Below are 24,308 nucleotides of genomic sequence, written 5' to 3'. Positions count from 1 at the left end.
CCTTTCTATCCTTATTTCAGCCTGATTCTGGGATCCACTGCTGCATAGAGCAAATCTACGATCAGGTTCACCAGCACATAAGTTACGGCTACGAACAGAATAATCCCTTGAATTACTGTATAATCCCTCCGCTGCACCGAATTCACCAGCATTTGTCCCATACCCGGGATATTAAAAATCGTCTCGATCACCGCCGCACCTGCAATCAGCGTGCCGAATGAGCCGCCGATCACGGTAAGGATCGGGATTAGCGCATTGCGCAGAACATGCTTGTATACAATCATTCTGTCGCTCATGCCTTTGGACAACGCTGTCTTGATATAGTTCTCTCCCAAGACTTCAAGCACTGCGGAGCGGGTTACTCTCGCCAGCACAGCCGCCTGAACCACGCCGAGTGACAAAGCGGGCAGCAGCAAATATTTCAAATGTGTCCACAATCCCGCGCTGAGCGGCTTATACCCTGAGACCGGCAGCCACTTCAGCTGAACGGAAAACAGCAGAACCGTGAACATGCTCAAGACAAAGCCCGGAACGGTGATCCCGAACAGCGTGAACCCGGTAAGCATTTTGTCGGCGGCTTCACCGCGTTTCACTGCCGCCCGGATCCCCAGCGGAATGGCAACGGCAAGCGCAATAACTTCCGCGAGGAGGGCAAGCGACAATGTAGGCCCCAAATGTTCCCGGAGTGCCTGTACCACGGATTGTTTCATGAAGAAAGAGTCACCCAGGTCTCCTGTCAGCGCTTGACCTATCCAGCGGGTATACTGCTGAAGCAAGGGCAGATCCAGTCCAAGCTGAGTTCTCAGCGCAGCCACGGTCTCAGGATTGGTCCCATCCCCCAGCATCACTGCGGCAGGATCGCCGGGAATCAAATAAATAATCAGAAAGACGATAACCGACAGCACAAGAACTACGGGTATGATCGTTAAGATTCGTTTTGCAATATAAAATGCCATGTTTCTCCCCTCCTGCGTCTGCGCTAACCAGAAGAAACGGACGGACCCTCCCCGCAAGGAGGAAGGCATCCGTTTCGGGTATCCATGAGACCGGCACGGCTCGGCAGGCTCTTATTTTTCCGCCTATTTCAGCAGCTTGGTGTTTGCCAGATTGGGATATCCGGCCAGCGTAGTCAGACCGACCAGCTTATCGCGGGTTGCACTTTGGGAATAGGTGTCTCCAATCTTCACTGCTGCGAGGTATTCCCATTCATACTGCTGCAAAGCATCATTAGCCGCTTTGATCTCTTCTGGCGATACCGCCGAGGTCAGCTTGACTGTCAACTCCGCCAGCTTGGCATCATCGGCGAATCCGTAAGAGGGATTCAGGTAGAGCAGCTGTGAAGGCGTAGACGGCATGGTGAACAATCCTACGTAGATATCCCAGGCATTGGGATCAGCACGTTTTTGCAGCAAGGTGGCAAAATCATTAATGTCGAGCTTCGTCTTCACGCCGATCGATTCCAGTTCCTTCTGCACGACGATGGTCGCATTATAGAAAGAACCGCCCAGCTCTTTGGTGGTCAGCAGTACGACTTCCTCACCGTTATAACCGGATTCCTTCAACAGAGCTTTGGCTTTGTCGGGATTCTTCTGATTGTAATTCTCTTGTCCAGCTTCGCTGTACCACGTCTTGTTCTCGGGGTACATATAGCTTGAATTCAAGCGGTACAGATCGGGCGAATTGACGGTTCCCAGCAGAATCTCGTCCGCATCAATTACGGCGGCAACCGCCTCACGGTTTTTGAGATTAGAGAACAACGGGGATTTTTTGTTGAACACGAGATTAATGTCGGAACCAAGTACCTTATTCACCTTTACATCAGGCGAGCCCTCCACTTGCGGCAGATTGTCGAGACTCACATCAACATAGTCATAGGTTCCCGCCAGGAACGAGGAAAAACGGGTGGCACTGTCAGGTACGATATCAAAATATACATCCTGCAGCAGCGCTTCTTTTTTGCCCGATAAACCTGAAGCTGCTGTCTCTACCGATTGGTAATCATCAAATTTGGCGACATGGACATATTGGTCCTGCTTCCACTCCACGAATTTGAAAGGGCCTGTCCCGATATATTCGCTGACACCGTCCGGACCGGCCGCTTCAACAATCTCTTTAGGCATGATAGCTGCATTGTTAAGAACATGGCTGAGCTGGGCCAGAATATCATTGCGCGGATGATCCAGCTTGAGCTCTACGGTGTAGTCATCCTTGATGGTGAATTCGGACTCTCCCAGTGATGCTTGCGCACGGCCGGTAATTGATTTCCAGCGGTTCAGCGAAGCCGTTACATCTTCAGCCTTCATCTCTTTGCCATTATGGAATTGAACACCATGCCGTAAATGGAAGGTGTAAGTCTTGGCATCGTCGCTCAGCTCATAAGATTCGGCCAGCATCGGCACCGGCTGGAAATTGGCATCAAAAGCGAACAAGCCTTCAAAAATGTTCAGCCCAATATACACATTCGTATTCAAAGACAGATGCGGATCAAGCGTGGGTACCTGCTGCGCCAACGGAAAATGCAGCTCCGTAGCCAGCTCCGCGTCTGCAGCCGGCTCCCCTGCTGCAGCGTTGCCGGTCGTATTTCCTGCCGAAGAACAACCGTAAACAGTGAACAGCGACAGCAGCAGCAAGACGGTAAGCAAATGACGGTAATATGGTTTCATCTTTCTTCTCCCCTTTAGTCCAACTAATCATAATTATTCCAACGTTTTTAATCGGATTAAATTTAAACATTTATTACTATACCGCAGATAACGGAGCTTGTACATTGAATCCTTTAATAGTCCCATTCCAGCAATTTCTCGGCCGTCCGCACAAACAGCTGCACTCCGGTAGCCAGTGCCGCCTCATCGAACGTAAATCGCGGGTGGTGGTGCGGGTACAAGATGCCCTTGTCCGGATTGCCCGCTCCAATGTTAATGAACGTTCCCGGCACCCGTTGCTGGTAAGCCGAGAAATCCTCTCCGCTCATCCCGGGCGGGGTTTGCACAACATTGTCCCTTCCAACCAATTCCACTGCCGCTTCTTCTGCCAGCCTGGTCAGTGTGTGGTCATTGACCACCGGATCGTACCCCAGTAAATAATCGAGCTCATACTCCGCTCCATGTGCATTCGTAATTCCTTCCACAATGCGGCGCAATTGCTGCTGTGCATCCTTTCGCACCTGCGGATCGAAGCTGCGGACCGTGCCCTTCAGTGTTGCCGTATCAGGAATGACATTATGGGAGGAACCGGAGGTGAATTGAGTGATGGAGACAACCAGCCGGTCCAGCGGATTCGTATTGCGGGAGGCAATGTGCTGCAGATTCGAGACAATTTGTGCTCCGATGGCAATCGGATCAACTGACTTATGCGGGAAGCCGCCATGCCCGCCATATCCCTTCACCACAATAGTGAAATTGTCTGGTGAGGCCATCATCTCTCCATAAGCCACGCCGATCTGCCCCAGCGGGAGCTGGGAGGCCAAGTGTTCCCCTACGATATAGTCAACTCCATCCAGCACACCGGCAGCCACCAGTTCAGCGGCACCTCCCGGCGGCAATTCTTCCGCATGCTGAAAAATAAAGCGGATCTCCCCATGCAGCTGTCCGCGCTGCCCCGCAAGCAGACTGACAACGCCCAGCAGGATGGACGTATGGCCGTCATGTCCGCAAGCGTGCATGACGCCCGGAACAGCTGAAGCGAATTCGAACTCATTCTCCTCATGAATCGGCAAGGCATCCATATCCGCTCTAAGCGCGAGCGTCTTACCCGGTTTGCCGCCGATCAGCCGCGCCACTACGCTGGTCGGCGTAGGACGGCTGATCTCCAGGCCGCCGATTTCCCGCAGGTTCTTCTCCACATAAGCCGCTGTGTGATGCTCCTCGAACGACAGCTCAGGATTCAAGTGCAGATGCCTTCTCCATGCCACCAACTGCTCCTGCAGCTCCGGCGGCCAATTTTCTACGATTGCGAGTGACCGTGTCAAGGTCCGTTCACGCTCCTTTTTCCTGAATTCTCTTACTCATATTGAATTAAGTTATTCCCGTTCAAATGCCTGGTACGCATTCACCCGGTGGGCCATCGCCGACCCTGCTTTCAGAACAGTAGCGACCAGTGTCGTCTCGGCCAGTTCTTCCACGGTCATCCCCGCCGCTTTGGCGCGGATGGTGAACGCTTCAATGGAATAGGCGCTTCCTTCCACAATTGCAGATCCTACGGCAATCAGCAATTTGTCTTTTTCGCTGATTCGTCCGGCTTTCAGAGAAGTATGAATGTAAGCCTGGAAAGAGTTGAAGATCTCTTCATTGACGCTTTCCAGCTTCCCGGCAAGTTCCAGGTTGCTGCGGGGAAACAGGTCCGGTTCCTGGCTGCCTTCATAAGATTTGAGCGCATTCGCGGCATTATGGAACGCGGAGTGCGCCTTAACTGCAGCAGCGACTGCGGCAGCTTCAAAGATCTCTTCAAAAGAGGTCTGCTCCGCCTTCGATTTGCCGACATGGGCTTCAATACAATAGGGGCAGCCGGTAATATGGGAAACCGCTACAGCGATTAACTCTTTGGTTTTTACGGACAGTGCTCCTGCTGCAAGGGCCTCGGTATTGAATGCTCCGAACGCTTTGAACCCTTCCGGGGCAAATGGAAACAATTTGGCTCCAAAACTCGGCGTATGACGGACATATAAACTTTCACTGGACATAATGTTTACCTCTCTTCAGCTGTTGTATTTTTTATTCACGGTAATCCACTTGTTTTAATGGACTATATATCTGTTATAATAGGTCAATATCCGTCCGAAGTATATTTCAAATTTATAATGTCACTCTTTAAAAAATCTAAATTCGTTCGAAAGAGAGGCCGACATCATGGAAATCCGGCTCATCAAAACCTTTCAGACTATCGTCAAGCTCGGCAATTTCCAGCGGGCCGCCGCTGCACTGCAATATTCGCAGCCGACCATTACCAGTCAGATCAAAAAACTGGAGGAAGAGCTGGGCGTGAAGTTATTCGAGCGGGGCAAAACAATCACCCTGACAACAGCCGGACGTTTGCTTCATGAACGGGCCGATTCGCTGCTCCGGGAGTACGATGACCTGAACGTCGCGCTGTATGACTTCATCCAGGGAGATGCAGGCCTCGTGCGCATTGGCGCTTCCGAACCTTCGGCCAGCAACCGTGTGCCGGATATTCTGGCTTCTTTTACCCGGAAGAAACCCAAAGCCCAAACCAAAGTAACCATCGGCACGACCAGGGAACTGGTAAATATGCTGCTCGAAGACCAGATCGACCTGGCCCTCTGTAACCAGCCGGAACCTCATCTTGAACTGGAGTTCCACCCGCTGCTGCATGAGACGTTTAAACTGATTGTGCCAGCGGACCATCCGCTCGCTGCCCGGGAACACATCCGCCTTAAGGATTTGCAAGATGAAGTTTTCCTCTTCACACCGGGTTCCTGTGCGTTCCGCATCCGAATCGAAGAGATGATTACTAAGCACATCGGTAAACTGCGCCAGAGCAGCATCGAAGTCGCCGGCATCACCGCGATCAAGTATTATGTGCAGTCGAGACTTGGCATTGCCCTGGCTCCCGTAGTTGCCGTATCGCCGCCGATCCCGGGTACTGTTCTTAGAGAAGTTGCAGATCTGATGGAAGGCCCTTCACTTGGCCTCTTGACACGCCGCAATCACGCGACGATGAGTAAGATCAGCCTGTCCCTCCTGGACGAAATCCGGCAGATGTATGCCAGCCCGTCCGTTTCTTAATTCAAGATTAGTAAATCGCTGCTTCACTTATTTCAAATTTACTTGTTGGCCCGGCTCCTATATCCTTCTATGTACAATCCGACAAAGAGCAGGTGAAGACAGCTTGAAACAAATCCATCTGGGGATCTTTGACATCAATACCCCCAACCAAATGACGCAAGGACTGTGGGCACACCCGGAGAACCAGTCGTACCGCTATAAAGAGCTCAGCTTCTGGATTGAGCTTGCGCAGACGCTGGAGCGCGGAATGTTTGATTTTATGTTTTTTGCCGATTCTTACGGCTATCCAAACCATAAGCGGGAGCTTACGTTCCGCGAGGCCGTTTACACGCCTTCGGGCGATCCCATGCTGCTCATCCCCGCGCTGGCAGCAGTGACCAAGCACTTGGCCTTCGTCACCACCGCCTCACCGGTCTATGAACTGACATTTCCGAATGCCCGGCGTTTCTCCACCCTCGATCATTTGACGAATGGACGCATCGGCTGGAATGTGGTGGCGACTGGAGGGGCCAGCGGAGCGGAGGCTTTTGGCCGTCCAGGGGTTCTCCCACACGACGAACGCTACGAACAGGCAGAAGAATTCATGGAAGTGAGTTACCGCCTGCTTGAGGGCAGCTGGCAAGACGATGCTGTTAGCGCGGATAAAGAGCACCGTTATTATGCCGATGCAGATAAGGTACATATCGTGAAGCATCAGGGCAAATATTATGAGATGACAGCCTCCCATGCCTGCGAGCCCTCCATTCAAAGAACGCCGGTGCTGTTCCAGGCCGGAAGTTCGGAACGCGGAAGGGCATTTGCAGCCAAACATGCCGAAGGTGTGTTCCTCAAAGCCCCCACGGTAGAAGCCTTGCGCGCCCAGGTGCAGGATATCCGCAGCCGGGCTGCCGCTTACGGCAGACTTCCGGAGCAGATCAAGATCTTTACCGGCCTGTCCGCAGTTGTGGGACAAACCGCTCAAGAAGCGTTGGATAAGCTGGAATCCTACCGCAGGTATGCCAGCCGTGAAGCCGCTCTGCTGACTTATGAGAACTCCACCGGCATCGATCTTACTGCAATGGACCCGGATGCTCCGTTCATAGGGGTTCAGACTGAGCAAGGCCGCACCCATACTGAGCGGTATACGAAGCACAGCGGTTCTGTCCAGACTGTGCGTGAGGTGATGGACAACTTTACAGGCAAGGAGTTCAGAGGGATTACAGTTGCGGGTACAGCGGGTGAAATTGCCGATCAGATGCAGTACTGGGTGGAGGAAAGCGGAATCGACGGTTTCAATCTGGAGCGGTACACGCTGCCGGGCAACCACCGCGAGTTTGTAGACTACGTGGTGCCTGAACTACAGGCACGCGGCATGTTCCGCAGGCACTATGAAGAAACTACGCTCCGCGAGCGGCTGTTCGGCCAAGGCAAGCAGCGTCTGCCCGATACGCATCCAGGGGCAGCATTCCGGCAGGTTACAAAATAGACTGGCGGCTCCGTCTAATGCAAAAGGGACGATTCCCCAGCCGCTTCAGCGGTTGGATGGAATCGTCCCTTAAATCTGGAATTAATGCATTGAAGCCTGAGCTTTATGCTGTACAATGACACGCTTCAGGAAGAAAGCGACCACCAAGCCGATAATGGCCATGGCCATTCCGAATACGAAGGCATTCTGTACCCCTTGCGTAAAGGCCGGCAGCAGATTGGCCGGATCGGAAGGATTGCTTACGCTCTCCATATAGCTTTTGGAGCCTGCGGTCATGATGCTGACGGCCAGTGCCGTACCAATGGCTCCGGCAACCTGCTGCAGTGTATTCATGATGGCTGTACCATCCGGATACAGTTCCATAGGCAGTTGATTAATCCCATTGGTCTGAGCCGGCATGAAGATCATGGATACCCCTACCATCAGTGCACTATGCAGCACAATAACGAAGACCACGGTAGACGTGGCGGTGATGCTGGAGAAGAACCACAGCGATACCGCTACAATAATCAGGCCGGGAATAACCAGCCATTTCGGACCGTATTTATCGAACAAGCGTCCCATAATCGGCGACATCAATCCGTTGATAATCCCTCCGGGCAGCAGCAGCAGACCCGCTTTGAAGGCCGAGTACCCCTGTCCCTGCTGAAGGTACATCGGAAGAATCAGCATGGAGGACAGAATGACCATCATACAGATGAAGACCATCAATACGCCAACCACAAACATCGGGAACTTGAACGCACGCAGATTAATCATAGGCTGCTTCATCGTCATTTGACGGATTACAAACAGCACAAGCGCCACCACACCAATGGCAATAGCTATGATTACTTTCGGGCTTCCCCAGCCCTCAGCTTCGCCGGCGCTGCTGAAACCGAATACCACGCCGCCAAATCCTACAGATGAGAGCACAATAGACAGCACATCAATTTTCGGCTTGGTAACCTCGGTAACATTCTGCATGAAGAAAATTCCGCTGATTAGTGCGATCACGAGAAACGGCAGTGACAGCCAAAAGATCCAGTGCCAGCTGAGGCTCTCAATCAATAGGCCCGCAATCGTTGGCCCAATTGCCGGAGCAACCATGATGACCAGTCCGATGAGCCCCATCGCGGCCCCTCGTTTTTCAGCGGGAATAATGACCAGGATCGTGTTGAACATCAGCGGCAGTAGCAGTGCTGTTCCCATTGCCTGAACTACACGCGCTATAAGCAGAAACTCGAAATTCGGCGACATTGCGGCCAGGAAGGTTCCCAGGATGGAGAAGCTAAGGGCTGCAATGAACAGCTGTCTCGTTGAGAACCACTGCAGGAGCAACCCGGATATCGGTACAAGAATCCCCAATGTCAGCAAGTAAGCTGTTGTCAGCCACTGTGCCGTCGCCGGTGTAATATCCAGCACTTTCATCAGATCACTTAAGGCTACGTTGAGCGCGGTCTCACTGAACATGCCGATAAATCCGGCAAGCAGCAAGGAGATAAGGATCGGCATGGTTTTGAACTTTCTGTCTTCGGTTTGTTTCTTTCCAGTCATGGTGGCTCCCACTCTAAAAATCCTCCTGATAAAAATATTTTTCTCTATTTTTCTTTTTTCTTGCTTAACCGAGCAATCCGGGAATCATCTTGGCAGCGGCAAGCAGCGGACCGGTGCTCCGGCAGGTCAAGGTCTGAAGCAGCGCGCCTTCAAACAACGAGACGACTACTGAAGCCTTATCGGCTGCAAGCTCAGCGTCGGTTCCTTCTTCAAGCAGACGCCGCAGAATGACATCCTGCCAATCCTTGAATACAGCCTGGCACGCTGTTCTCAGATCCTCGCTGATACATGAAGTCTCTACGGCTACCCAGAAACTGAACGGCACCATTCCTTTGTAGTCGGACTCCTCAGCATCCCTGACCATCTGAAGAATGAAATCCTGAACCGCCTGCTCCACAGCTACATCCTTCTCCACGTATTGCTTCAGCTGTCTTACAACGATCTCACTGGTCTTGTGGATGCAAGTTAATGCCAGCTCCTCTTTGCCATGGGGGAAATAATAATAAAGAGATCCCTTAGGCGAGTCGCTGTCCTTGATAATCTGACTTAGACCCGTAGCATGATAGCCTTGTGTGAAAAATAGTCTTGAAGCGGTATCGACAATCGCTTCACGCGCATTGGGCTTGTTTGACAAGCGCGACACTTCCTTTGCTTTTATAACAATCGGTCTACATAATAAAACCATGAATCATGGTGAACTGTCAATATTTTATTATTTCAAATTTAAACTTTATAGTTTTCAATTGCTACGGTCCGATGGTTCAGTTATAATTTTATTATTCCAATCCGAAAGGTGTGTTTTCAATGCATGAGGTTGCTGCATCAAAGGGTATTCCACGGCCGCTGGTCAAAACCAATCAGGCTTTTATTGTACTTTCGGTATTGCTAAGCTGGATAACTGCCCAGTACTGGATTCTGGCATTGCCGCTTGCCGCTGGATTATCCGGGCTGATATTCCAATATAATCCCGTGATCAAACTGGCTGCCCGCTTCCTCCGCAAGGAGCGTTCCGCCTATGTGCTTGAAGACCCGGAGCAGCAGCAGTTCAACCAGGGTATAGCTGTCTTCTGTCTTGCGGCTGGACTGCTCAGCTTCCTGGCCGGCTGGACGGTTGCCGCCTACATCTTCACGGCTATGGTCGCGGTGGCTGCCACTGTAGCTATTCTTGGCTTCTGCATAGGCTGCTTCATCCACTATCAATGGAGAATGTACACCTACAGACGCAAACAGGGAAATGCACAATAATATATTCTGCAACCTCTCCTGCTTTCTTATTCCCGCTTCTCTTCCCCGGCGATATCCCAGCGGTGACGGAACTTCTCCAGACGCGGGTGCACATAAGCGGGAGCCGCAGACAGAATCAGGCGCAGCTTGACAATCCACTCCTCAAAAGAAGCATAAGAAGCAAACTGGTTGGCCGTTTCAGGAGTGAGGTAGAGAAAATACGGCGATGGATACACTTCGCTGATATGGCGCAGCGCCGAGTCCAGCGGCGTATACTTCTTCCGCTTCCCTTCGAGACTCTCCACGATAATGAACGGGCGTCCCTGCTCTCTTTTCCATTCATGCAGACGGTCCTCCCGCTTGTAAAAGGCAGCCACCGGCTCCTTGCTCATCCGTCTAACCGTTTCTTCATGCAGCGGATACAGCACCAGCTTGGTGAATTTGCGCTCCGTTGCCGTGCGGGCTGCCTGCTCCAGATCCCGATCAGTAATATGCTCAAACGAATCATAGAATACCAGGGTTCCCTTGCGTTCGGCAGCCGGCGGCTCGTAGCCGTAAGGCACGTTCTGAATATCTCGTTTCATCTTTGGCCTCCTGCTTAATCGTAATAATATATAGCATAGCATGCTACGGAGGCAGATACATCATTCAGGAGACATAATGAAACCGGCCACCCCTATATTAAGGATAGACCGGCTTCTGAAATCATTCATTTCTCACTCACTCAACTGTCTATATAAGTTGAACTTTAGTTTTACATTGTGGGCATGGTCGTCACTGCGGGGAATGTTTGGACTTCCAGCCGCTGTTGTCCCCAGATTTCTTGATTGGAACCGCCTTTTGCGGTTGAAATCCGGTGACAAAGGCGGACGCTACCGCTCTTCCAGTTCCAAACTTCCCCTCCGCACTTCTTCCCTTTTATGAATTCTTTAAGTTCAACTTATATAGATGGCTTCGCTTCCACGATAAGGCAGTCGTTCTTCACTGTTCAGCGACCACTTGATCCCATCTACATACAGCGCATCCGCAGCCTCATGGTAGAAGCACAGCAGACCCGCTATTTCATGGACCTCCGGCAGCGGCTCTTTATAGCTCCATACAAGGTCTTCATACTCGCGGCCGTTGACTGCAGCAGTCCAATAGGTAGCGATTCCCTTATACGGGCAGCGGGTGCTGTTCGGATTCTCTTGCAGCAGATCAAGCCGCACGTCTTCAGCCGGCAGATAATAGCGTGGTGTCAGCCCTGTCTCATACAGAATCACCGGACGGCGGCTGTCGGCTACGATTATCCCGTTCACTTCAAGCTGCACATGGCGCGAAGCCGGTATGGCATCCACCCGCGTGTAGGGGTCACGGGCATGGACAAAGACCTCCTCCTCTTCCTCGAACCATCCATCCATTTTACTCCACGAAAAGGAAACATAGCCGTGTAAAAAATGGGCTTCCGGCTGAGGCCCGGAATAGGTCCACACTGCATTCCTGGCCGTACGGCCACCACTGGTAATATCCCAAAAGGTCTGGATTCCCTTCTGTGGATGGGTCGCCAGCTTCTCCGAAGGCTGGAACAGAGCAGCGTTCACATCCTTCAGCGGAAAATAATACACGGGAAGCCGTCCTGTTTCCGTTACAACCATTACCTCCTTGCTGTCTGCGATATAATCCCCGCCAAATTTAACACGAATCCACTTCGGGCTGATCTCCGCCCGGATTTGCCAGCCTTCCCGGTTAGGGTCCCGTAAAGACCACTGGGGATCCAAATGAGCCATAGTCTCCACCCTTTCTAAACTGATGCTTTTGTGTTCAGCGCTAGATGAATATCGTTTAGCCATGTTCCATCTTTTAGCAGCCGGTAAGCACGTTCGATATCCTCACTCTGATTGCGGTCTTCACTCAAAAAAGGCACCGCCCTTCTTAAGCTCTTGTAACCGGCCCATGAGGCATGACCCAAGGTCAGACCGCCCCGGAGATCAACCGCTTGCGCCGCGTGCAGCAGTTCAATGGCCAGGATATAGGTGAGCCGGTCAAGAATCTCTCTTGTCTTGGACACGACATACGGCGAGTTGGCGGCATGATCCTCGATTTCTCCGGCCAGCGACAGATAATCGGCGGAAACCGGATTGCTCAGATGCCGGATTTCGGCATCCAGCGACGTCGCGGTCTTCTGCACGGTGCAAAAGCCTACGGAGCGGCTGGTGTCAGCCGTCAGAAACCGGGTTAAACCGGTAAAACGCGGATCTCCGAGCTTGATGATGCGGTGGCAGGAGCTTTTGGAAACATGGTGCAGAGCACTGCCCAGCATCTCGAATCCAAGCGTCCAGGACAAAGGATCATAATTGGCGCAGGATACAATCCGCTGTTCGTCCGACAGCACACACGGATTATCATCCGAGCTGTTCAGATGGAGCACCAGCTGCCGGGAGGTAAAATCATGGGCATCGCGGGCGGCACCGTGAATCTGGCAGGCATCGCGGAAGCTCAGCGGGTCCTGCAGAGATTCGGGGTTGTAGTCTGTCCATAGGTCGCTTCCTGCCAAGCTGCTTCGAACAATTCCCAGACTTTTCAACTGGCCGGGAAAAGGGCGCTTGCGGTGCACCGCTTCATCCAGCGGACTGACATTGCCACGAATGGCTTCAAGCGACAAAGCATATATTCTGTCAGCCGTCTCCAGCAGTTTTTCCATATCATACAGCGCCAGCGCGCCATTCCCGGCTGAGAGCGCGTTGGAACTGACCACCGCCAGTCCGTCCTTGGGGCCAAGCCGCAGCGGTGCCAGCCCTGCGGCCTTCAATGCTTCCAGCGCCGGAACCCGGCTGCCGTCCATATGGGCCTCGCCTTCGCCGATCATCGCCAGCCCAATGTGGGAGATCGAAGTAATATCTGCCGCGCCTACAGAACCGCGAAGCGGAAGAACGGGATGGATGCCGAGGTTAAGAAAATCAGCATAACGTCCGGCAAGCTCCGGCTGTACACCGGCTGCCCCGGTCAGCAAACCGTTCAAGCGGGCAAGCATGACTGCCCGGACCACATCTGTATCTGCCTCCGGCTTGACCCCTGCACTATGCGACAGCAGCAAATTGCGGTTATAGGCTTCGAAGAAATCCGGGCTGATCTCCAGATCCTTGTTCCAGCCGACTCCCCGGTTCAGTCCATATACAGGCAGGCCTTGGTCAGCAACAGCAAAAATCGTCCTGCGGGCCGCCTCCATCCGCTGCCAGGCTCCATCGTCTATAACAACAGCCCTGCGGCCGCGGGCTACACTGTCCACATCTGCGATCGTCAGATTGTTCCCATCCAGAACGAGGGGATTCAAGTCCTGAAGGACTTTTCCTGCAATCCCTGTGGCTGAACCTCCCGAATTAGCTGCCTCCTCAAGCATAATTCTGCTTCTCCTTGCCAAAGGCATAGCTTTGCAGATCTATGCCCAGCACTTCCTCCACCTCGGGATACACAGTGGGGTCCTTCACACTTGCGCTTAGAGGAATTCGGGATTTATCAATGGCGAACACCGCCAGCTCCATTCCTTCCACCACATCACCAACGCTGACCGGCAGGCCCGTAGCCGCATCGATTGTGGTAATGACATCCGGGAAAGTAGCCAGACGTTTGCTGCTGCGGTCATCGACTGCCATATATTCATTCATCACATGCAGCCTGAAGACATTTTTCGCGACCTCCACATCGATGGTGCCGATATCGAAGGCGCCGGAGTAACGGACATTTTTGGAAATCACCTTACCTCTCCCAAGGATCTTCCCCTTCGTCTTGCGTACCACCGCCTTTAAGACCGCTTCCGGGCCTTCCGGTTCTGCCTGAATAATCGCTTGACCCAGTTCAAGGGCAATCGAGATCCCACCCAGCGCGGCATGCTCCTTAATGTACTTGGCCGGAAGCGGATGCCGTGCCGCTGCAATGAATCCGCCCGCCATATCCGATGCGGTGCGCAGGATGTTGGAGGTTCGTGCGGGGGTTCCCTTGACGACCAGCTCGATGTAGCTGCCAAGCTCGGGTCTGCCGCCGGCCACCGCTTGTATAGTCTCATAATCAATGGACGAGGCTAGGCCAAGCGAGCCCATTTTGCCGGTAGGATGCGCACGGATATCACCGGTCGCATCAATAACAGCAAGCCCCAATGCCGCTGCGGGAAGCCAGCCGTTAATCGTGCTGGACATGCCGTTTTGCGGTGTCATCACTCCGGCAATCTTGCCGTCGTAGTGATCAATAACCAATTGAACAGCTCTGATATAATCCTTGCCGAGCATTTGCCAGTCCCGGCCGGCCGGAGCACCAATCGCGGTACAAGTCAGAATAATCGCATCGTCCGGCAGTTCCTCTACAGACAGCAGCTTAGGCCGTCCTATGCTTAAAGCAGCGTGGCCGATCTCCAATCCGTGATCGACCCAGCCGCCGCCGCCGCTGGCAAATACAGAGCCGCCTTTGACAGCGGCGAAGACATCATCCCTGGTCAGTTCTCTCATATCGATCTCCTCCTGTAAGAAAGCCGGTGATTTCAATCCACCGGAATGTCGTCGTATCGTCCGGTGTCAACCCGGTCGATTTCTTTGTTAGCAGCTTCTGCAAGAGACGTCTCATAGCCGGCATCCGCATAGCGCAGCACCCCTAGACCTGTGTCATTGTCAAGCGCTGTGCGCAGACGCAGCCCGCTATCAGCCGTTCCATCAGCGACGATGGTCACTCCTGCACTAGTCATGTAGCCGGCATAACCCCCGCCGCCGGAATGAATGGCTACCAGATCCGCCATGGAAGAGCAGTTCAGCATCGCATTTAAGAGCGGCCAGTCCGAGACCGCATCGCTGCCATCCTTCATCCGTTCCGTCATAATGTTGGGATGTGCCATTGCCGCCGCGTCCAGATGATCGCGGGAAAAAGCTACCGGTCCGGCAAGCCTGCCTTCCCGGACCAGCTCATTAACAGCTACAGCCAGCCTGCTGCGGTCCTTATGTCCAAACCAGCCGATCCGTGCAGGCAAGCCTTCGAACGGAATATGGTCATTCGCGAGCTTAATCCAGTTGGTTACAATTTCATTGTCACTGAATTCCTGCAGAATAAGCTCGTCAATGATGCGGATATCCTGAGGTTCGCCACTGAGCGCGATCCAGCGGAAGGGCCCGATGGCCTTGGCAAACAGCGGGCGCAGGAACGCTTCGGTAAAGATATCGATCTCAAACGCGTCAGGCACACCATGCTGAACCGCCTGGGAGCGGATGTTGTTGCCATTATCGAAAACGATGGCCCCCCGCTCCTTGAACTGCAGCATCGCCTTCACTTCAAGCGCGATGGATGCTCCGGCGGCAGCCTGCAGCCTTGCCGGATCCTCCTTGCGGGCTGCCGCAGCAGAAGCCGGAGTATATCCCTCAGGGATATAACCATAGAGCAAATCATGCGCAGAAGTCTGGTCCGTGACTACATCCGGCTGAACCCCTCTGCGCAGCAGCTCAGGGTAGACCTCAGCCGCATTCCCAAGCAAGCCGACGGAGACGCTCTCTCCGCTGCGCCGGGCAATCTCAATCCAGGCCAGCGCCTCATCCAGGCTGTCTGTCTTCCGCTGCAAATATCCGGCGGCAATCCGCTTATCGATCCGTTCCTCTGCAACCTCGACGCAGAGAATGGCTGCACCGGCCAACGTGCCTGCGAGCGGCTGCGCTCCGCCCATTCCCCCAAGCCCGGCAGTCAGGATGAAGCGCCCGCGCAGATTGCCGCCAAAGTGGAGCCGGGCAATACTCTGAAATATTTCATAGGTGCCCTGAATCACACCTTGTGAACCGATATACTGCCAGGCGGCTGCAGTCAGCCCGCCCCAAATAATCAAACCTTTATCCTGAAGCTCATAAAAGTTCTCGCTGGTCGCCCATCTTCCGACCAGATTGCAGTTCGCCATCACCACCAGCGGAGCCTGGCGATGGGTCTTGAAGACGCCGATCGGCTTCCCGGACTGGATCACCAGTGTTTCATCCTCTTCCAGTCTCTTCAGTGTATCGACGATCGCCAGATAGGAAGGCCAATTGCGGGCCGCCTTACCGAGAGAAGCATATACGATCAGCTCTCTCTGGTTCTCGCCATTCTCCAGCACGTTCTCCAGCATCCGCAGCAGCGCTTCCTGTCTCCAGCCTTTGCAGCGCAGTGCCCCGCCTCTGGCGGCCGTAATTCTGCCCATGTCTCTCCCCGCTTTCTGTCTTCGTGTTAATGCAGAAGCTAATGCTGCTCCGATCCCGCTCCAGGGCTGATCCCGATCTTGGCATAACGGCTTGCCGGTGTGTTCAGTCCAAGATGTGCACGCAGCGTTGTGCCTTCGTACTCTGTGCGCAGAAGGCCCCTCTGCTGGAGTATGGGAACTACCAGATTGACGAAATCATCAAGCGCTCCGGGAAGATGGGTGAAGGCGATGTTGAAGCCATCCGCCGCCTTGCTTTTGAACCATTCTTCAATATGATCGGCGATTTGTTCAGGAGTTCCGGCAATGCCCCGCTTCACCGCTACCCGCTTGGCCAGCTGCAGCAGCGTCAGATTTTCCTGTTCCAGAATGCTGCGGATTTTGAGCAAACCGGTTTTGCTCTGGTTGAAGCCCTCTTCCTCCGGCAGGAAGGGCAAAGGTTCATCCAGCGGATAGCTGGAGACATCGGTCCCGATATAGTGGGACAGCAAATCCAGCGCCAGACGGTCTGGAGTCAGGTTCTCAATGACTGACAGCTTCTCCGCTGCGTCCTCTTCCGTTATCCCGATAACCGGCATCAAGGCGGGAAAGATCTTCAATTCATCCGCTGTACGTCCGTATTTTGCAAGTCTGCCCTTAATGTCGGCATATAGCGCCCGGCCTTCGGCAAGTGTTCCACCCGGGGCGAACACAATTTCTGCTGTGGCAGCAGCAACCTCTTTTCCGGCCTCAGAAGCCCCCGCCTGAATTAGTACAGGATAGCCCTGCGGAGGCCGGGTAATATTAAGCGGCCCTTTAACTTTGAAATGCTTCCCTTCAAAATCCAGGTTATGGAGCTTATCTTTGTCAGCAAAATAACCGCTCTCCTTGTCGAAAACACACGCATCCTCTTCCCAGCTATCCCACAAGCCTTGGGTAACCGCTACAAATTCCTTGGCGCGTTCATAGCGCAGCTCATGCTGCAGATGCCGCTCCTTGCCAAAATTCCGGGCCTCTTCATCTGTCTGCGAAGTGACAATATTCCATGCGGCCCGGCCTCCGCTGAGATGATCAAGCGAAGCCAGCTTGCGGGCGATATGATAAGGATCGTTGTAAGTAGTTGAAATCGTCGCGGCTAGTCCAATATGGGTCGTCACGGCCGCCAGGGCGGACAGCAGCGTGAACGGCTCCGGCCGGATACTGTTGGCATGACTGATCCCGGACTCAAAGCGGTCCCATACATACAGCTCATCGGCATAAAAGAACATGTCGAACCGTCCCCGCTCCGCCGTCTGGACAATCCTTTTGTAATAATCGAAATCGAGAAGTGCCGCTGCTTCGGAACCCGGGTGCCTCCAACTGGAGATATGCTCCCCTGCCGGAAAAAACATCATCGCCCCAAGCGCCAATTGCCGTTTAACATCGCTCATAAGTGTTGACTCCTTTCATTCTTGTGAATGGTCTGGGCTCAGTTAACTCAATTATTTGATCAACGCCTGGCTCTTCAGCCATTCTTTGGCTACGTCAATTGCCGGTTTCTGCTCCTGCTCGACCTCAGCGTTAAGTGCCTGCATTGTGGCCTCGTCAATTTTGCCGGCCAGCTTGTTCAGTGTTTCCTTCAGCTCCGGGTGCTCCTCCAAAGTCTGGCCGCGGACAATCGGAAAAGCATCGTAGGGAATGAACACATGCTTGTCGTCTTCGAGTGCCACCAGACCGCTTGTCAGCAGTTGGCTGTCCGTGGAGTAAGGGAGCATCACATCAATCAGCTTCTGGTCAATGGCCTGATATTGCAGTGATTTATTCTGGATCGATTTGATCTCCTTGAATTTCGGTTTATAAATATTCTCTACATAAGGCCAGGCATCCGCTCGGTTCAGGAATTCTTCACTGGAGCCAAAGATCAGCTCGCCGGACTTCTCCGCTAATTGCGAAGCCGTCGTCAGTCCGTACTTCTCTGCGGTTTCCTTGCGAACAGCAAAAACATAAGTGTTGTTGAAGCCAAGCGGCTCAAGGGCAGTCAGATTATTCTTCTCTTTGAGCTGGGCTACTACAGTCTGAAAAGCTTTGTCCGGATCAAACTCCGGGTCAAGCTTCAGAATATTAATCAACGCCGTGCCGCTGTACTCCACGTATGCATCCACATCACCGGTATCAATCGCATTCCAGAGCAGCGTGTTATCGAGCTTTTTGACCTCTGTTTTCAGATCCGTATCCTCCTCGATCAGCAGCTTGAAGGCATTGGCTAAAATATCGGATTCGGCAAAACCTTTGGTTGCAAGCACAATCGTATCCGAGCTGCCGGAAGCCTTCGAGTTGGAGCAGCCTGCCGCTGCCAGCGCCGCACTAAGAAGAAGAGCTGCTGTTAAAAGAAGCCTGCCTCCTTTTCTTGCCAGTGTATTCGCGGGTTTATCTGTGGTCATGATTGAATCCCCTCTCCATAAATGATTAGAATTTATTCAAATGACGCAGCCCTTTGGGGGTAAGCACCCTGTTGAGCAGCAGCAAGATGAAGTTGACGGAAATGACGAGCAGGGATACCGGAATCGCACCTTCCATAATCGTAACCGTATTGATCATGGCAATCCCCCGCGTGATAATATCACCCAAGCCTCCGGCAGCGATATAGGTGGCAATGGTGGCCAGACTGATCGTCTGCACGGCTACAAGCCGGACTCCAGCCATGATAATGCTGCGGGCAATCGGCAGTTGGATCATAGTCATCATCTGCCATCTGGTCATGCCCATTCCCGTGCCCGCCTCAATCAAAGCCGGATTGACCCCACTGATTCCCACATAAGTATTCTGAAGCATCGGCAGCAGGGCATATAACGTTAAGGCTATAATGGCGGGTGTGGTTCCAATCCCGACCAGCGGAATCATGAATCCGAACAGAGCCAGACTGGGAATGGTTTGGACCGCAGAGATGATCGTAATGATGCTGTTCGCCAGGCTTTTACGGCTGGTCAGATAAATGCCGAGCGGAATGGCAATCAGTCCGGCGATGCAGACCGAGACTAGTGAGAGGTACATATGCTCCCCGGTCTTATCAAGGATCATCGGCCAGTCGGCAACCAGAGTATCCCATACGTGGTTCATGCGCTGCTCACCTCCCGGTGCAGATGGCGTCCAAGCGCTTCTATGACGCAGGAACGGGTTACCGTGCCGATTAGACGGTTATCATCATCGACCACCGGCAGAATTGGACTTCTCCGCATCAGCTCGAATACTTCGGAGAGAGGGGTATGCTCCTGCAGCGCAACCGTGTCTGTCTGCAGGAGATCGCCAACCTTCAGCCTGCTGTCCAGCGGCAAGTGCTGGCCGATTTCCCCGATGCCGACAATGCCGAGCAGATCCCCCCATTTCCCAATGACTGCAAGTCCCTCCACACGGTTGATCCGCATCACCTCCAGTGCCTCCGATATCGGGGATTCACTGCCAATCGACAGCCCGTCGATCATAATATGGTGGGCCGAACCTTGCGGAAGAGCAGGCTGAAACCGCTCCTGTCCCACAAATTCAATTACAAAATCATTAGCCGGATGAGCTAAAAGCTCTTCCGGGGTGCTGTTCTGCACCACCTCACCTTCATTCAGCAAGATGATCCGGTCTGCAATTTTCAGCGCTTCATCAATATCATGCGTTACAAAAACAATGGTTTTGTGCAGCCGCTGGTTGAGATTGATCAGTTCCTTTTGCAGCTGTACGCGGCTGATCGGGTCCAGCGCACTGAATGGCTCATCCATCAAAATAATCGACGGATCAGAGGCGAGCGCCCGGGCGACACCGATTCTTTGCTGCTGTCCGCCGCTTAATTCATGGGGATACCGTTTGCGGTACTGCTCCGGCGGCAGACCGATGAGACTCAGCAAAGCATCGACCCGTTCTTTACGCTCGGTCTTTCCCGCTCCCTTCAGCTTCGGAACAATGGAGATATTCTCTTCAATCGTCATGTGGGGAAACAGCCCAATTTGCTGAATGACATAACCGATATCACGTCTTAGTTCAACCGCATCCAAAGTGCCGATATCTGTTCCTTCTACAAGCACGTTTCCGATGCTTGGCTCCACCAGGCGGTTGATCATCTTAAGCAGTGTTGTTTTACCGCAGCCGGAGGGTCCGATTATCGTTACGATTTGCCCCTTCGGCACAGTGAGATTAAAGTTCCGCAGCACACTGCCGGAGCCGTAATCCTTGCTTACATTTCTGAACTCCACCGCAACAGCTTCAGTCATTCCGCATCCTTCCTCTCTTTAGTTAATTATTCTGATTGTTTAACTAGGATTTTGATGAAAAATAAAAGGAGGCCTTATCCTCCGCAGTTTGGCAGAAAACAAGACCTCCATATGAATGGTCAGTCAATTGATTATTAATATGTGATAAACAATTATCGTGTTTTAATAATATTATCCGTGATGTTTATTGTCAACTATTAATTTGAGTCTTTTTGTCGGGATTAAATCCCTGCTTATTCCCCATAAGAGCTGACAACTCTTCCGCAGCACTCACTACCCTCGCAATAATTGCCTTGTCATGCTCTTTATTACAGCGGAAGCTGGGGCCGGCAACAGACAGGCTGGCGATGACAGGCCCTTGCCCATCGGTAATGGGAGCAGCGATTGCGAATACATCAGGGTCCACTTCCCCTTTGGTAATGCAGTAGTTCCTTGCGCGGATATGCTCAAGTTCAACGCTCAGGCGCGCTCTTTCCTGATCATTCTCAAGGGAAGACATAATCCGTTCCGTAACCTTGAGGTTTTCAAAAGCCAAAATACACTTGCCTGATGCACCCAGATGCAGTGGCAGAATTCTCCCGTTCTCGATTGAAAACTGGATCAAACCGCGGCTTTTTACATTCTGAATGCATACGGCATTCACTCCTGTGCGCACAAACAACACCGAGGTTTCCTGTACAGTTTCCGTCAGCTTTTCCATAATAGGCAGCGCCAGCGGCAGCAGATCGCGTTGAAACTGCATGTTCAGGCTGCGGGCAAGATCAAGGATGCGCAATCCCAGACCAATCTGGTTTTTCCCCCTCCGCTCTATAATTCCGTTCTGTTCCAGGGTCTGCAGGAAGCGGTATGTCGTGCTCTCCGGAATGGACACCTTCTGGGCGATTTCGCTCACAGTCAGAGTTCCGCTTTCTTCCGCCAAAGCGAATAGAATATCCAGCGCACGGCTTAATGTCTGCGTCCCGTTCATTTTTTGCACCAGCCAACGACTCCTCTTGTTTCAAGATGCTCTGCATATAAAATTATATTTCGTTCTCGTTAAAGAAGTCCAGAGCACTGCGGTACCACGCCTGCTTTGGCTGTCTCTTTCCGTCAACAAATATTTCAACCCGTTCATTGTAAAAAGAGAACAAACCGGCAATCTGCGGAATTTCCGCTATCGGGGAGGCATACGTCCAGACAAGATCCTTGTGCAGTTCATCATGAATACGCACTGAGCGGTAAGAAGCGTGTCCCTTGTAAGGGCAGGCAGTTTTGGAATCCGAAAATTCCAGGAGTGCGGTATTAAGATCATCCTCCGGCAGATAATAGCGTACAGGCACACCAGTCTCAAAAAGAATCACCGGCCGGGTGCTGTCTGCCAGCTTCACCCCGTTCAAATAAATCTCAATATGCCGTGAGCTGCGCAGCGCATCAATACGTTTGTAAGGGTCACGGGCGTGAACAAAAATCTCTTCCTCTTCTTCATACCAGCCGTCAACTGCGTTCCAGTAAAAAGCGTAATACCCCGCAATGTCTTCACGCCCCGGAATCGGATGCTCATAGCTCCATGCCGCATTCTCGCTGATTTCGTCTCCCAGCTGAAGACTCCAGTAAGATGCCTCCCCCTTCAAAGGGAAAAAGCTCTTCCGGTCACTTGCCGTCAGCAGATCATTCCGCACATCCCCCGCAGGAAAATAATAGACCGGAAGCTGACCCCGTTCATGCAGCAGCAGCACATCTGTTGATTCAGCAATGATCTCCCCGCGCCAGCGTACGGACACCTTTTTGGCAATACGGTCGGTCTTTACATTCAGCTTCTGCGGGCGTTGCTCCCTAACCTCTTGCAGTTCCTGCGTACCCATACTCTCAGCTCCTTATTATCATTAATAGAGAATCATTTATTTTTAAATGATAATAGCATGAGCACAAAGGTTAATCAATACTATTTCAATCGGATTTTAATGTTTTTTCGTTTGCAGCCGCCGGTGCGCATAAACCGCTGCACCCAGCGTACCCGCCCGGCTCCCCAGCTCCGCCTGAACAATACTGCACTTGCTCCCGGACAGCTTCAGCGCATGGTCCTTCACCGTTTCACGGACGCTGTGCAGCAGCCGTTCCCCGGCCGCAGACATCCCTCCGCCAACCACAATGACTTCCGGATTCAGCAGATTGATCACATTCGCCAGTCCAAAACCCAGCAAGACCCCGGTCTCATGCATAACCTCTGCAGCCAGCGGGTCTTCAAGATCATAGGCTTCGGAGATCATTTGAGCGGTTATCTGCCCATTGTTACCGTTTGTCCAGGCTTGAATGATGCTTGGCCTGCCTTCCGCCAGCTTTTCTGTGAAGGTGTTCACCATCCCGACAGCCGAGACGTATCTTCCAAGACAGCCCGAGCTGCCGCATCGGCAGGGACGGCCTCGTCTGAACATGTTCATATGGCCGATCTCCCCTGCACTGAACGTGGTTCCATAGACTACCTTACCATCGCTCACAATTCCAGAACCCAGCCCCGTTCCCAGAGTCAGCAGAACCACATTTTTGTACCCTCTTGCTGCCCCATACTGCCATTCTCCATACAGATTTACCCTGACATCATTATCAATAAAAATAGGGAAATCGTAATAAAGCTTCATTTCATTCACGATATGTATGTGTTCCCAGCCCGGAAAGTTGGGTGAAAACAGGGACATTCCTTCCTCGGGATCAAGCAGACCCGGAATGCCCAGCCCCATGCAGGTTATGCTCTGAAGGGGGATCCCTTTGTCTTCTGTCAATTGCTGTACAGCCAGCCGGATTCGCGACAGCACATGTGCCGGGCCTTTAGCTGCTTCCGTAGATAAGGAGATTTCTCCGATTGCATTAAAGCTGGCATCAAACAATGCCGCTTTGATATTGGTTCCGCCTAAATCGACACCGATGGTATACGTTTTCATTTCCCCACTCCTCAGTGATACACTTTTCAATGATCATTATGAGGAACTGCAGCACCAGTGGAAAGAGATTTAAATAACATCTTATATCACTTTTGGAACTTCTGGCCGGACAGCCTGGTGGCATGAAAATGTATCGCTTCATATTGTGATTGCATTTTGTGCAACAGATTGGTTTTCACAGCGAAGCGAAAGGAAGACTTATGATCGATTTCCTATATAACAAAAAAAGGCAGGCTGGCGTGTCATCCGCCAATCTGCCTTGCCTGCGTAAAAAGAGAAGCCTGCCTTATGAGCCGGCTCCCTTATATCTTTTGACACCGTAATTCCAGGACAGCAGTCCAATCCCCAGGAATATCGCCCCCACCACCGGAGTCAGCAGCGCCATGCCCTGCATCTCCTCCCTGTGAAGAAACATTGCTGCCGGATATATCCCGACAAAAGCAAACGGAATAATCCAGGTAAGCAATACCTGTATTGCCCGGTTATAGATCGTGACCGGATAACGGCCGTAGTTCTGAATGTTATACATCAGCGGCAAAATGCCGGTTGGTGCATCCGAATAAAACGACAATGAAGTCAGAGTCGTATAAATCCCCGTGTAAATGGCAACTGCGCTGAGCGTCAAAATAATCACCATCGGAATCGTCCACCATTCAAAGGGCAGTCCCAGATTGCTGCCGCTGATCCCCATGATAATCAGTCCGATAACCGAGCCGACCAGTGCCGGAGGGTCCACATTTTCGAGGAAAATCTGGAACAGGTTATGCGCCGGACGGGTCAGGATGCGGTCCATTTCACCCTTGACAATATAGCGCTCGCTGAAGCCCCACATGTTCACGAAGCAGCTGAAGACGCCAAAAGGCACCATGAAAAAGCCGTATACGAACACAACTTCATTCTGGCTCCACCCGCCAAGGCTCTCGGTATGCATGAAGATGACCAGAATAAAAATGAAGTTGGTCGCTTGAAACAGCAAATCCGACACCACCTCCACCCAAAAATCGGCGCGGTACGTCAGACGTGTCTTCATATAATTCTTCAAATACT

22 protein-coding genes are annotated in these 24,308 nt (G+C 52.4%); 3 read left to right on the top strand and 19 right to left on the bottom strand.

Translation table 11 applies throughout. The features are described from left to right. Positions 1-11: 11 nt before the first annotated feature. From PRIO_RS15865 to PRIO_RS15850, 4 genes are all read right to left on the bottom strand, one after another. On the bottom strand, positions 12-956 hold the full coding sequence (locus tag PRIO_RS15865; protein WP_020432138.1) for an ABC transporter permease: 945 nt from the start codon (positions 954-956) through the stop codon (positions 12-14). Positions 957-1,079: 123 nt separating this feature from the next. Then, on the bottom strand, positions 1,080-2,663 hold the full coding sequence (locus tag PRIO_RS15860; protein WP_020432135.1) for an ABC transporter substrate-binding protein: 1,584 nt from the start codon (positions 2,661-2,663) through the stop codon (positions 1,080-1,082). A 113-nt stretch (positions 2,664-2,776) separates the two neighbouring features. Beyond that, positions 2,777-3,967 (bottom strand): M20 family metallopeptidase, encoded by a 1,191-nt coding sequence (locus tag PRIO_RS15855; RefSeq protein WP_231869911.1) that lies wholly within the window; start codon positions 3,965-3,967, stop codon positions 2,777-2,779. 51 nt (positions 3,968-4,018) lie between these two features. Continuing rightward, positions 4,019-4,678 (bottom strand): carboxymuconolactone decarboxylase family protein, encoded by a 660-nt coding sequence (locus tag PRIO_RS15850; RefSeq protein WP_020432133.1) that lies wholly within the window; start codon positions 4,676-4,678, stop codon positions 4,019-4,021. A gap of 166 nt (positions 4,679-4,844) precedes the next feature. On the opposite strand from PRIO_RS15850, the gene PRIO_RS15845 reads away from it, so the two are divergent. Beyond that, complete coding sequence (locus PRIO_RS15845; protein ID WP_046503390.1) at positions 4,845-5,741, top strand: LysR family transcriptional regulator; 897 nt, start codon at positions 4,845-4,847, stop codon at positions 5,739-5,741. A 103-nt stretch (positions 5,742-5,844) separates the two neighbouring features. Beyond that, positions 5,845-7,206 (top strand): LLM class flavin-dependent oxidoreductase, encoded by a 1,362-nt coding sequence (locus PRIO_RS15840; RefSeq protein ID WP_231869910.1) that lies wholly within the window; start codon positions 5,845-5,847, stop codon positions 7,204-7,206. 81 nt (positions 7,207-7,287) lie between these two features. Here the strand turns inward: PRIO_RS15840 and PRIO_RS15835 are convergent, their stop codons facing one another. After that, entirely contained in the window at positions 7,288-8,742 is a 1,455-nt protein-coding gene (locus PRIO_RS15835; RefSeq protein WP_039790686.1) for a DHA2 family efflux MFS transporter permease subunit, read from the bottom strand. Positions 8,743-8,806: 64 nt separating this feature from the next. Next, on the bottom strand, positions 8,807-9,427 hold the full coding sequence (locus PRIO_RS15830) for a TetR/AcrR family transcriptional regulator (protein ID WP_051010688.1): 621 nt from the start codon (positions 9,425-9,427) through the stop codon (positions 8,807-8,809). A gap of 119 nt (positions 9,428-9,546) precedes the next feature. On the opposite strand from PRIO_RS15830, the gene PRIO_RS15825 reads away from it, so the two are divergent. Continuing rightward, entirely contained in the window at positions 9,547-9,987 is a 441-nt protein-coding gene (locus tag PRIO_RS15825) for a DUF4395 domain-containing protein (protein ID WP_020432124.1), read from the top strand. 26 nt (positions 9,988-10,013) lie between these two features. Here the strand turns inward: PRIO_RS15825 and PRIO_RS15820 are convergent, their stop codons facing one another. The 13 genes from PRIO_RS15820 to PRIO_RS15760 all read right to left on the bottom strand — a co-directional run bounded on the left by PRIO_RS15820 (position 10,014) and on the right by PRIO_RS15760 (position 24,291). Further along, a complete protein-coding gene (locus PRIO_RS15820) occupies positions 10,014-10,550 on the bottom strand; it encodes a hypothetical protein (RefSeq protein WP_046503387.1) in 537 nt (178 codons plus the stop codon). A 351-nt stretch (positions 10,551-10,901) separates the two neighbouring features. Beyond that, a complete protein-coding gene (locus PRIO_RS15815) occupies positions 10,902-11,732 on the bottom strand; it encodes a DUF427 domain-containing protein (RefSeq protein WP_197545424.1) in 831 nt (276 codons plus the stop codon). 14 nt (positions 11,733-11,746) lie between these two features. Further along, entirely contained in the window at positions 11,747-13,342 is a 1,596-nt protein-coding gene (locus PRIO_RS15810) for an HAL/PAL/TAL family ammonia-lyase (protein WP_020432115.1), read from the bottom strand. Further along, positions 13,335-14,441 (bottom strand): thiohydantoin desulfurase, encoded by a 1,107-nt coding sequence (locus PRIO_RS15805; RefSeq protein WP_082118107.1) that lies wholly within the window; start codon positions 14,439-14,441, stop codon positions 13,335-13,337. Before PRIO_RS15805 ends, PRIO_RS15810 begins: the two co-directional genes overlap by 8 nt. Positions 14,442-14,473: 32 nt before the next feature. Beyond that, on the bottom strand, positions 14,474-16,138 hold the full coding sequence (locus tag PRIO_RS15800; RefSeq protein WP_020432102.1) for a thiourocanate hydratase: 1,665 nt from the start codon (positions 16,136-16,138) through the stop codon (positions 14,474-14,476). 38 nt (positions 16,139-16,176) lie between these two features. After that, positions 16,177-17,544, bottom strand: coding sequence for an LLM class flavin-dependent oxidoreductase (locus tag PRIO_RS15795; protein ID WP_020432101.1), 1,368 nt, complete (start codon positions 17,542-17,544; stop codon positions 16,177-16,179). Between the two features lie 51 nt (positions 17,545-17,595). Continuing rightward, positions 17,596-18,534: an ABC transporter substrate-binding protein gene (locus tag PRIO_RS15790; protein ID WP_020432100.1), complete on the bottom strand. Its 939-nt coding sequence runs from the start codon at positions 18,532-18,534 to the stop codon at positions 17,596-17,598. A gap of 25 nt (positions 18,535-18,559) precedes the next feature. Continuing rightward, positions 18,560-19,210, bottom strand: a complete 651-nt coding sequence (locus tag PRIO_RS15785) for an ABC transporter permease (protein ID WP_046503383.1) — start codon at positions 19,208-19,210, stop codon at positions 18,560-18,562. Beyond that, positions 19,207-20,346 (bottom strand): betaine/proline/choline family ABC transporter ATP-binding protein, encoded by a 1,140-nt coding sequence (locus PRIO_RS15780; RefSeq protein WP_020432097.1) that lies wholly within the window; start codon positions 20,344-20,346, stop codon positions 19,207-19,209. The genes PRIO_RS15785 and PRIO_RS15780 overlap by 4 nt, the downstream gene beginning before the upstream one ends. A gap of 190 nt (positions 20,347-20,536) precedes the next feature. After that, on the bottom strand, positions 20,537-21,313 hold the full coding sequence (locus PRIO_RS15775) for an IclR family transcriptional regulator (RefSeq protein WP_046506962.1): 777 nt from the start codon (positions 21,311-21,313) through the stop codon (positions 20,537-20,539). A gap of 52 nt (positions 21,314-21,365) precedes the next feature. Beyond that, positions 21,366-22,187, bottom strand: coding sequence for a DUF427 domain-containing protein (locus PRIO_RS15770; RefSeq protein WP_052741464.1), 822 nt, complete (start codon positions 22,185-22,187; stop codon positions 21,366-21,368). A gap of 96 nt (positions 22,188-22,283) precedes the next feature. Next, complete coding sequence (locus PRIO_RS15765) at positions 22,284-23,261, bottom strand: ROK family protein (protein WP_046503381.1); 978 nt, start codon at positions 23,259-23,261, stop codon at positions 22,284-22,286. Positions 23,262-23,547: 286 nt separating this feature from the next. Continuing rightward, a complete protein-coding gene (locus PRIO_RS15760; protein ID WP_197545456.1) occupies positions 23,548-24,291 on the bottom strand; it encodes an ABC transporter permease in 744 nt (247 codons plus the stop codon). Between the last annotated feature and the right edge of the window lie 17 nt (positions 24,292-24,308).

Origin of the sequence: Paenibacillus riograndensis SBR5, assembly GCF_000981585.1 — a bacterium.
Lineage (GTDB): Bacteria > Bacillota > Bacilli > Paenibacillales > Paenibacillaceae > Paenibacillus_AQ > Paenibacillus_AQ riograndensis.
The sequence above is the reverse complement of the archived record's forward strand: the minus strand, read 5'-3'. Positions and strand labels throughout refer to the sequence as shown.